Origin of the sequence: Kitasatospora sp. NPDC056327, assembly GCF_042261735.1 — a bacterium.
Taxonomy (GTDB): Bacteria; Actinomycetota; Actinomycetes; order Streptomycetales; family Streptomycetaceae; genus Kitasatospora.
The window spans coordinates 1-10,259 of record NZ_JBHJRC010000299.1; the positions used below are offsets into that span (position 1 = coordinate 1).

8 protein-coding genes are annotated in these 10,259 nt (G+C 75.5%); all 8 read right to left on the reverse strand.

Annotation, left to right across the window (positions count from 1 at the left end; translation table 11 throughout):
* Nucleotides 1-95: 95 nt before the first annotated feature.
* On the reverse strand, nt 96-2,126 hold the full coding sequence (locus ACFCX4_RS30330; protein ID WP_376149337.1) for a PIG-L family deacetylase: 2,031 nt from the start codon (nt 2,124-2,126) through the stop codon (nt 96-98).
* 368 nt (nt 2,127-2,494) lie between these two features.
* Complete coding sequence (locus tag ACFCX4_RS30335) at nt 2,495-2,878, reverse strand: VOC family protein (protein WP_376149340.1); 384 nt, start codon at nt 2,876-2,878, stop codon at nt 2,495-2,497.
* A gap of 162 nt (nt 2,879-3,040) precedes the next feature.
* On the reverse strand, nt 3,041-3,994 hold the full coding sequence (locus tag ACFCX4_RS30340; protein WP_376149343.1) for an STM4011 family radical SAM protein: 954 nt from the start codon (nt 3,992-3,994) through the stop codon (nt 3,041-3,043).
* An 11-nt stretch (nt 3,995-4,005) separates the two neighbouring features.
* The gene (locus ACFCX4_RS30345; RefSeq protein ID WP_376149346.1) at nt 4,006-5,409 is read right to left on the reverse strand and encodes an STM4012 family radical SAM protein; all 1,404 of its coding nucleotides are present in this window, start codon (nt 5,407-5,409) and stop codon (nt 4,006-4,008) included.
* Complete coding sequence (locus tag ACFCX4_RS30350) at nt 5,406-6,290, reverse strand: STM4013/SEN3800 family hydrolase (protein ID WP_376149358.1); 885 nt, start codon at nt 6,288-6,290, stop codon at nt 5,406-5,408. The genes ACFCX4_RS30345 and ACFCX4_RS30350 overlap by 4 nt, the downstream gene beginning before the upstream one ends.
* Before the next feature lie 101 nt (nt 6,291-6,391).
* Nucleotides 6,392-7,579: an STM4014 family protein gene (locus ACFCX4_RS30355; protein WP_376149349.1), complete on the reverse strand. Its 1,188-nt coding sequence runs from the start codon at nt 7,577-7,579 to the stop codon at nt 6,392-6,394.
* A gap of 10 nt (nt 7,580-7,589) precedes the next feature.
* Nucleotides 7,590-8,543, reverse strand: coding sequence for an STM4015 family protein (locus ACFCX4_RS30360; RefSeq protein ID WP_376149352.1), 954 nt, complete (start codon nt 8,541-8,543; stop codon nt 7,590-7,592).
* Nucleotides 8,544-8,622: 79 nt separating this feature from the next.
* A complete protein-coding gene (locus tag ACFCX4_RS30365; RefSeq protein WP_376149355.1) occupies nt 8,623-9,594 on the reverse strand; it encodes an STM4015 family protein in 972 nt (323 codons plus the stop codon).
* Between the last annotated feature and the right edge of the window lie 665 nt (nt 9,595-10,259).

Here is a 10,259-nt window from a genome sequence, read left to right on the forward strand (position 1 = left end):
GGGGCCCGCCGGCGGCCGCCCGGCCGCACGCCCGCAGGGCCCCCCGCCCGGACGGCCCCCTGGGTCCGGTCCGGCTCGGTGCGGAAGGCCGGTGCTCAGCCGCCGGCCGGCTGCCAGGTGCCGAAGGGGCTGTCGGCCCCGGGGCCGCTCTGTCGCGCGGTCCGCAGGACGGCGTCCGGCCCGAGGGCCAGGACGACGCGGCGGCCGGCGGCGTCGAGCGCCACGGTGGGGGCGCCGACGATGAGCCTGCCGAGGTCGGACCACTTCGGGGCGAAGCCGCGGTCGGCCGCCGACTTCGACACCAGGCTGACCCCGCCGGCGTCGTTGCGGACGACCACGGTCGTCCGGCCGTCGGTCCCGGTCACCGCGGCCACGCCCTCCAGGCCGGCCGGGCCGCCCAGCGACTCGGGCGCGGTCGTCCAGGAGCCGCTCGGGCGCAGGTACCGGGTGACGACCTGGCCGGTGCCGGCCTGGTGGAAGTAGAGCTCGGGCCGTCCGTCGGCGGAGCGGCCCGCGGTGATCGGGCCCGCGGGGGCCGGTCCGAGGAAGGCGGCGTCCCGGACGAGGGGGCCGCCGGGTGCCGTCTGCCGCCAGTGCGCGATGCCGTCCCCGGTCGGCGCGAACAGTTCGATCCGGCCGTCGGCGGTGACGGTTCCGGCCAGGCCGTCGCGCACCCGGCTGCCGCCGAGGTCGGTCCAGTCCGCAGGCCAGTCGCCCCCCGGCCGCCGGACGAGCGCGCTGACGCCGCCGTGCGCGTTGCGGACGAAGACGGCCGGCCGGCCGTCGCCGCCCAGGACCGGGACGGGGCTGCCGACGTGTCCGGGAGCGGCGGGGTCGGGGTTGCCGAGTGCCGTCCACTCGCCCCAGCTGCCCGGGGCGGTCTGCGCGACGGTGACGATCCGGTCGTCGCCCGGCCGGACGCCGAAGAGGTGGATCAGCCCCTCGGCGTCCCGCAGCACGCCGAGGGCGGGCGCGAGACCCTCGCCGCCCGGCAGGGGCTCGGGGCCGCTCCAGTCGCCGCCCGGCCCGGACTCGCGCCAGACCTGCACCCGGTTGTCGAGCACGGCGAAGGCGTTCAGCGCGCCGGTGGCGTCCTGGGTGGCCCAGGCGGTCCCGTTCGACCACCGCGGATACTGCCGGGAGGGGAAGTCCGCGTAGAAATGGGCCTCGTCCGGATCGGGCTGGGGGTCGTACTTCCCGGAATACCCGCCGCCGGTCCCCGGGCGCTTCGGTCCGAGATAGGCGAGGAAGGTCCTGCGCTTCTCCTTCGCCGTTCCCGCGGGAAGGTTCGGCGGGTCCATGCGCACGTTGTAGTCGCGGTAGTTCCGGAGCAGCACCCGCCCGTTCCCGTCGGGCCCGTGATATCCGAGCGCGGCCTTTCCGGCGAACCGCGCGGCCGCGATGTGGTCGCTGTGGTCGGCCGGATTGAGCGGGTTCCGGTCGTAGCCGTACGGGACGCGGGGGTCCTGGGCGAGCAGCACCGTCGGGCGGAACCGTTCCATCAGCTCGGTGAGCGTGGTCACCACGTCGTCGTGGCGGTAGGCCTGGCCGGCGAACGCGGGGTCGCACGCCCCGTCCGCCGGCAGGCTGCCGAGCGTGGCCTGGTGGGAGGGACCGCCCGGGCCCTCGTTGAACAGGGTGTCGAGGGTGGCCCGGCCCCCGCCCGCCGGGTAGTGCCAGTCGCCGCCGTCGTGCAGCCGGAGGAACACCAGCTTGATCCGCGGCGCCTGGTCCAGGGTGTCCACCTGGACGGCCTTTCCGTTGGCCAGCCGCAGCACGGCGGTGTTCCAGGTGGGCTCGTTGACCCCCGCCAGCCGGGCGTGGGCGGCCCGGGCACCGGCGTCCCGGCTCGCGGAGTAGGCGCACGGATCAGCGAACCGGGCGTCCGCCGTGGCGCCGCCGGTCAGGAAGACGGTGACCGAAGGTGCCGCGTACTGGCGGCCGAGGTCCGGGCTCATGAAGAGGAGGTCGTCGTCCTGGTGCGCGACGATCTGCAGGAAGGATTCCTCGCCGGTCGTGGCGGGCGTGACAGCGGCCGGGGGCCGTACGGGTTCGGCGTGGGCGGGCGCCAGGGGAGCGGTCAGGGCTGCGGCGAGCGCCGTTCCCACGGCCTTCGGAAATCGCATCCCGCCCCCGCAGTCCTCGCCCCCGTGCGGGAGATCCTCGTAGCCGCCCGGTCGGCCCGGAAGGGACTATTCCCAAGGCGATCGGCCGACGTCAAATCCCGTTCGCGCACCCCCGCCGAAGGTCGGGGGTGCGGGTCGGGCGTCGCCGAACAAAACGGTTCTCGGCGTGCTCAATCGATTCTTGGCGGTCATTTATTTGTCTATCGGGGCAAAACAGTCGGAATCGATCCGGACTGCCGGTGATCATGAGTACGTGTGCGTACCGCTCCGGCCCCGTGCGCGTGGGGCGGTGGGGGCGTGGGCCGGGCGGACATCGTGAAGGTGCCCGGCCGGGGCGTCCCGGCCGGGCACCTCGTCGGTCGGCGTCCTCAGCCGGCGGTGCGCTCGTTCAGGCAGAGGATGTTCCCCTCGCTGTCCTTGAACCAGGCGGCACGCATGCCGTCGGCCTCGGCGACGCCGTCGACGGTCTTCAGTCCGGGCCAGTCGTATTCCTCGAACACGACGCCCTTGGCGCGCAACGCGGTCATCTCCGCGTCCAGATCGGGGACCTTGAAACTGGCCAGGGTGTGCTCCGCCCGGCCGCCGCTGGGCGTCTCGTAGATGCCGAACTCGGTGCCACCGCACTCGAAGGTCAGGTCGCCCTCCGGACCGGTGTCGGTGAGCTTCAGGCCCAGGGTGTCGGTGTAGTAGGACCTCGCCCGGGCCAGGTCGGCGGCAGGGATGATCGCCACCAGGGGTGCGTCTCCAAGCATGCTGATCGCCTCCTCGTGCTTCCAGCGTAGGTACGTCGGAGCGGCTGCGGCCAGGGCGGGCGGGTGCCGGCGTCCTCCGGCGGCCCGGCGGACACGGGGCGGGCACGGACGTGCTCCGAGGGTGTCCGCCGGACCGCCCGGCGGCCGCTACCGGCCCGGCCGCTACCAGCCGTGCGGGATCCGTTCCAGGACACCGCCCGCGAAGACGTCGTACAGGGGCAGGGTCTCCAGGTGGACGTAGCCGATGTGGCAGTCGCAGACCGGCAGCGGACAGGCGCGCGGCGCGAGCCGCGAGCGGTAGGAGCCGTCGTAGAGGTTGCCGAGCTCCTCGCGGACGAAGTGGCAGCGGCGGACGGTGCCGTCGCCGTCCACCGAGAGCACGGACTCGCCGGTCCGGCAGGGCCGGCCGGCGCTGGGGTGGGCGTGGCGGCTGAAGCCGAAGTGCGGATCCAGGGCCGCCCAGTCCCCGGCCTCGGCGTCGGTGTACGTACGGCCCTCGGCGGCGTTGATCCAGAGGTAGATCCCGGGGGAGAGCTCGGCCCGCAGCCGCCGGGCCGCCGCCAGGTGGTCGGGTTCGCCGACCACACCGACGCTGTACCGCACGCCCAGGGCGTCGAGTTCGCGGCACTTGGCGAGGAAGCGGTCGTGCTCGACCTGGCCGGGGTGGTAGGTCACCCAGAGCGCGAGGGTCGCCGGGTCCGCCTCGGCCAGCCAGCCGGTGCGGCAGCTGAGGTTGGTCTGGACGGCGACCCGCCGGACGTGCGGCAACCGGCTCAACCCGACCATGGCGCGCCGGTACCAGGACCGCACCAACCCCTCGCCCCAGGGCGTGAACAGCACCGAGACGGTGTCACCGGTGCCGGCGCGGCCCGCCACCCAGCCGGTGAACCGCTCCAGCGCGGCACGGTCGTCCCGCAGCTGCCCGGGGGTGTCGCGCCGCTTGGCGAACGGGCAGTAGGGGCAGTCGTAGTCGCAGGAGGCCAGCGGGCCCCGGTACAGCAGGCTGAGATCGACGGGCGGCCCGGCGGGGGCGGGGCCGCCCGGGTCGGCGGCGGGGGCGCCGGCCGGGGCCGGTCCGGCGGGACCGGTGCGGGTGGCCGGGCCGTTGGCGGGCATGCCGAGGAAGGTCACTTCGCCTCGTATCCCGCCATCAGCGTGCGGACCTCGGGGGAGAACAGCATCGGACCCACCGCGTCCGAGTGGGCCAGGCCCTCGGGCGACAGCCGCAGCCGGTCGGCCGCGTCCGGCCCGTCCGCGAGCCAGCCGCGGGCCGTGAACTCCGCCAGTTCGGCGGGGAAGTCCTCCGCCGGTGTGCCGCCGAACCGGTCCCGGTACTCGTCGAGTGCGAGTCCGTCGGCCTGGAGCAGCGACTGCACCAGGTGCCGCCGCCGGGCCTCGGCGGGCGTCATCGCCCGGCCGACCGGCGCGCGGTCGAACTCCTCGGTCGCCACGTAGTCGTCGATGATGCGCCGCACCGCGGTGGCGTCCACGGCGTAGTCGAAGGAGTAGTGCAGCCGGGAGGTGTAGGAGCGGGCCCCGCACCCGAGGCCGACCATGCCGTCGGTCTGGCAGGCGTACTCGCTCACCCCCGCCTGCGGTGCGGCGGCCCGGCGGAACATCCGCATCGACACCTGCTCGTAGCCGTGCGCCAGCAGGTGGTCGCGGCCGGCCCGGTAGAGCGCGAGGCGGCGGGCGTCCCACGCGGCCGGGCCCTCGGCCTCGCCGCGCCGGGCCAGGCCGGTCAACGGGCGGACGTAGAGCGGGTAGAGGTACAGCTCCTCGGGCTGCCAGACCAGCGCGGCGTCCAGCGAGTGGAGCCAGCCGGCCTCGGTCTGGCCGTCGATGCCGTAGATGAGGTCGATGTTGAGCACCGGGAACCCGGCGTCACGGATCCGCCCCAGCGCGGCCTCGACGTCGGCGCGCTTCTGCGGGCGGACCGCCGAACGGGCCTCCGCGTCGACGAACGACTGCACGCCGAGGCTCAGCCGTGTGGTGCCCCGATCGGCGAGCACCGCGAGGCGGTCGGCGGTGGAGGTGGCGGGGGATGCCTCGACCGACAGCGGGACCGCCCTCAGGTCGGCACCCATCCGGTGCTCGGCGATGTCGCAGAGCCGCTCCAGCTCGGCGGCGCTCAGGTAGGTCGGGGTGCCGCCGCCGAACGCGGCCAGCGCGAACCGGGCTCCCCCGTCCAGGGCCTCGCGGACGGCGCCCGCCTGCCGGTCGAGCGCGTCCAGGTAGGCGGTGGTCAGGCCGTCCGGCCCGCCGATCCGGGTGAACAGGTTGCAGAAGCCGCAGCGCACCTCGCAGAACGGGATGTGCAGGTAGAGCGAGAGCGCGTGCTGGGCCTCGCCGGCCCACAGGTCGCGCAGCAGCGGCCGGTCGGGCAGCGCGCGGTAGGCGGTCTTGTGCGGGTAGGCGTAGACGTACGACTGGTAGGGCGCCGCGTACGGGAGCCCGCCGGCCACCGCGGTCGGGGACGCCGGGGCGGCCGTCGGGGCGGCCGCGGCCGGCCGGGCCTGGGCGGTGGTCATGCGGTCTCCTCGGCGGGCGCGGCGGACGTGCTGGACGTGGTGCGTTCGGCGGGCTCGGTGTACTCGGCGGACGGTGTGCCCGCCGGGAGCGTGAAGTGGGCGTACGGCACCGTCCAGACCACCTCGTGGCCGATCCGGTGACCGGTGTAGCCGTCCTCCCCGTAGGCCGTGCCGTGGTCCGAGCAGACGATCGCGAAGCACGGCCGCCGCGCGCTCATCGCCGTGAACAGCCGGCCGATGTGGGCGTCGACGTACTCCAGCGCGGCGGCGTGGCTCTCCCGGCTGTCGCCGTGCTCGCGGGTCGCGCCGGGCAGGTGGAACCAGTTCGGCTGGTGCAGCGCCGAGACGTTGACGAACAGGAAGAGCGGCCGGTCGGCGGGCTGCTCCGCGGCCACCCGCTCGGCGCGGGCGACCTGCTCCTCGAAGGAGGTCGGCGAGGGGACGCCCATCTCCGGCGCCCAGTGGCTCTCCTGGAAGAGCCCGGGGAGCACCGAGCCCAGCGGGCCCTGCTTGTTGAAGAAGCCGACGCCGCCGATGCAGACCGTCCGGTAGCCGGCCGCGGCGAGCGCCGTCGGCAGGTCCGGGGCGTCGAACACCCAGGTGCGCGGCGCGGTGCTCTCCGAACCGGCGAACCGGGCGGCGAACAGGCGCGGGTGCGGGCCGCCGGGCGCGGCCGGGGTCGGCAGGAAGCCGGCCAGGATCGCCTGGTGGGCGGCGTAGGTGAAGCTGCCGGGGGAGTGGCGCCGCTCCCAGCGCCCGCCGGGCAGATGGGCGGCCAGGTGCGGGAGCCGACCGGCGGCGGCCAGCTCCTCGGCGACGTCGAAGCGCAGGGTGTCGAGGGTGACCAGCAGCAGGTCGTGGCTGCCCACCACGGCGTTCATGTCGGGTGCGGACACGTCGCGTGCGGGTGCGGGGACGTCGGGCGCGGCGATGCCGGGTGCGGGCGTGCCGGGCGGGGGGACGGGGATGCCGGGGCGGTGGTTCATCGGGGCTGTTCCGTACGTGGGGGGATCGTCTGTTCCGGAGCGCGCGCGGCCGGGGCGGCGCCGAGCGCGGCGAGTTGGGCGGCGTAGGTGTCGAGGCCCTCGGCGGGGCCGCCGGGCAGGCCGGTGAGCCGGGGCAGCAGGTCCCCGAAGGCGTTGACCTCGCCGACCACCGCGCGCCGCCACCCGGCGGTCGGCAGGACGTCGACGCCGACCATCGGGGAGCCGGGGAAGCAGGCGGCCGCCCGCTCCGCCGTCTCCAGGAGATCCGGCCAGGCCGGACCCGCCGCCTCCCGGGCCAGCTCCAGGCTGCCTCTGGCGCCGCCGAGGTGGAGGTTGGTCATCGGCCGGGCGCTGGTGCGGACCACCGCGTGGGTGGCCCGCCCGGCGACCACGACCACCCGCAGGTCGGCCGAGCGGCCCGACTGGGATGCCTTCGGGACCCACTGCTCGACGTGCAGGCCGTCCGGTGCGAGCCGGTCGACGAGCTCCGCCACCTGCCGCTCCTCCTGGTAGCGGCGGACCCGCAGCGAGTTGTGCAGCCGGCCGTCGGCGAGCTCCACCGAGGTGGTGGCCCGCAGCTGGCCGCGCGGCCCGAACTCCAGCGCCACCACGCCGGAGGCCGAGGAGCCGTGGGACGGTTTGACGAAGACCCGGCGCAGTCCGGCGGCGTCCAGGCGGACCCTGAGGTCCTCCCAGCCGGTGACGGCGTCGCCGCCCAGGGCACGCGGCACCGGCACCCCGGCCGCCGACAGCAGCGCGTGCGCCCGCCGCTTGTCGAACATCACGGCGATCTCCTCCGGGTCGCCGAGGAGCCGCACACCGGGGGCCCGGGCGAGCGTGCGCAGCGCCGCCGTCACCCCGGCGTACCAGGCGGCCCCGCCCTCGACCCGGGTCGGTTCGTACCCGGAGCCGAGCGCCGGCCCGCGCAGCAGCGCGTCCACCGCCTCCTCCTCGCCCGGTGACTCGATCCGCAGCACACTGCCCTCGGGCAGCCGGTGGGTGCCGCGCAGCAGGTCGAGCCAGGGCAGGACGGCCGGTTCGGGCAGCCCGGCGGCCCGGGCGGCGTCCGCGAACAGCGTCACCCGGCGGTGGCCGGGGTTGCCGAGCACGGTCAGCCGCCCGGACGGCGGGAGCCGGTGGCGGGTCCGGGCCGGTGCCCCGGCACCGGGGGTCGTCGTCGTCATCCGCGCCCGCCTACTCGGCCACCGCGACGTAGCGCCACTCGCCGTCGTCCTCCTCCTCCGCCTCGGAGAGGTCGACGTCCACGCCCGTCAGGGCCTGGCGCACCCGCTCCTGCATGGCGTCGGTGAGGTAGTGGTGGTGCAGGTCGAGGGCCTTGAGGTGGGTGAGCGGCTGGCCCTCCAGCAGCGCCGCCGCGCCCTCGTCGCTCAGCACGCCCATGGCGAGGCTCAGCGTCCGCAGCTGCGGCACCACCGGGGCGTTCGCGACGGCGGCGGCGATCTCGTCCTGGAACTCGCTGTTCTCCAGGCCGAGGTGGCGCAGGGCCGGCAGCCTGGTGCCGGTCAGGATCGGCGCGACGTCGTCGATCGTCGCGTCGCCGCCGTACTCGTCGACGCCGAACCAGAGTTCCAGGCGCTCCAGGGCGGGCAGTTCGCTCGCCGCGACCGCGCGCACCACCTCGGCCGGCAGCCCGCCGGTCTCGAACCGCAGGTCGGTGAGGCGCTCGTGCCGGAACGGGGCGAGCCGCAGCCCGTTCCCGCCGCGCACCACCAGTTCGGTCAGCCGGGGGAACGCCTTCACCACCGGGGTGACGTCGGACATCTCCAGCCAGGAGATCTCGCAGTCCTCGTACGTGACGTCGGCGACGAACAGCGCTTCCAGGGCCGGGAAGCGTCCGGCGTCGGCGACGATCGTGGCGAGGGCCGGGCCGACGGGGGTGTAGTCGTTGGTCCACCAGGGGCCGATGAGCAGCGCGCGGACCGTGGCCGGGTCGACGGCGGCGAGGAAGGCGGACCAGACCTCGTCGAAGCCGCCCTCCGCGCCGTACGCGACGGACAGCCGCCAGGCGACGGCGTCCGCGGCCGGCGGCTCGACCGGCTCGCCCTGCTCGGACCGGCGGGGCTTGCCGAGCGAGAAGTTGACGACCGGCAACCGGAGGAAACGGTCGGCGGTTCTGGTGATGATCACGGTGCCCCCCTGGGCGGCATGGCTGGTTGGTCCTGGAGCGGGTGCTGGGTCGTGCGGGAAGGGCCGGTCGGCCGCTGCCTCACTCGGCGACGGCGACGTAGCGCCACCGCTCGTCGGGCTTGCCGGCCCCGGACAGGTCGATCGCGACCCCGGGCAGGGCCTGGCGCAGCCGCTCCTGCACGGCGTCGCTGAGGTAGTGGTGGTGCAGGTCGAGGGCCTTGAGGTGGGTGAGCGGCTGGCCCTCCAGCAGCGCCGTCGCGCCCTGGTCGGTGAACACGCCCATCGACAGGTTCAGCGACTCCAGGCGGGGCACCACCGGGGCGTTCGCCACGGCCGCGGCGATCTCGTCCTGGATCTCGCTGTTCTGCAGGCCGAGGTGGCGCAGTGCGGGGAACCGGGTGCCGTCCAGGAACGGCTCCAGGTCGGCGAGCCGGGTGGTGCCGCCGTAGTTCTCCACCCCGAGCCAGAACTCCAGGCGCTCCAGGGCGGGCAGGTCGCTCGCCGCGACGGCCAGCGGCACGTGGCGCGGCAGGCCGCCGGTCTCGAACCGCAGCGCCCGCAGGTGCTCGTGCCGCACGGTGCGGAACAGCGGGTCGTCGCCCCCGGTCGCGTCCTCCTCGTCCTCCGGCCCGCCGGTGGAACCGCGCACGACCAGCTCGGTGAGCAGCGGGAAGGCCGTCAGCACCGGGGTCACGTCGACCATCTCGATCCAGGAGATCTCGTTCTCCTCGTACGTGATGTCGCCGATGAACAGGCCGCGCAGCGCGGGCAGCCGCCCGGCCGCGCCGAGGACGGCGGCCAGCGGCTCGGCGAAGCTCTCCGGGCCGTCCTGCGACCACTCGCCGATCACCACGGCACCGACGGCGGTGGTGTCCACCGCGTCGAGGAACTGCTGCCAGCGCGCGGTCCACTTCTGGTCCGCGTCGAACTCGACGGCGATCTTCCAGGCGACGGTGGCCGGTTCGGGGAGCGGGCCGCCCCCGTCGACGGCCGTGACGAAGTCGAGAACCGGCAGGCCGTGGAACTCCTCGATGTGGTTGTTGACCGTCATGCGCTGCTCCTCGGGGGGTCGGTGCGGGCCGAACAAGTGTCTACCAGCAGGGACCGACAAACCGGTGTCCGGGGCATGGCCCGGGCGCGTTGCCGGGTGGCCCCCGGCCGACGGCGCGATGCCGCCGCCACTGACACGGCATCTCTCCAGAAGCCTCACAGGCAGGCGTGGAACCCGACGCGCCCGCTGCCCGGGCTCCGCATGTGCACGCGGCCGTGTACCGCCGGCGCCGACGGACGGCGACCGGCGCGGGCCTGCCGCCCGGCGGCACGGGGAAGAACCCATGGACCACCGCGCGCCCTGTCGCCGCCGTCTGAACGGCGCTCCGGCCTGCCCCGGCTGCGGGGCGCCCACCACCGGCCCGGGCGGGCGCCACCACCGGGGGCCGGGCGGGCGGACGCGCTTCCCGCTCCGCCCGCAGGACCGCCCGGGGACGCCCGGTCGGGGACGGCTCCGGCCGTGCCCCCGTCGGCGGCGCCCGCCCCCGCAGGTCGGCGCGCGGTACGGGACCCACGCCGGAAGGGGCGCGAGCCCGGGCGGCGGCGGGGCCGGCTCGCCGTGTCGGTGGTGGGGCCGGCCCTCGTCGGGCTCGGAGCGGTGACGCCGACGGCCAACGGCACCGAGGGCGCACCCGCCGAGGCCGCGGTGGGCGAGCCGCCCGGCAC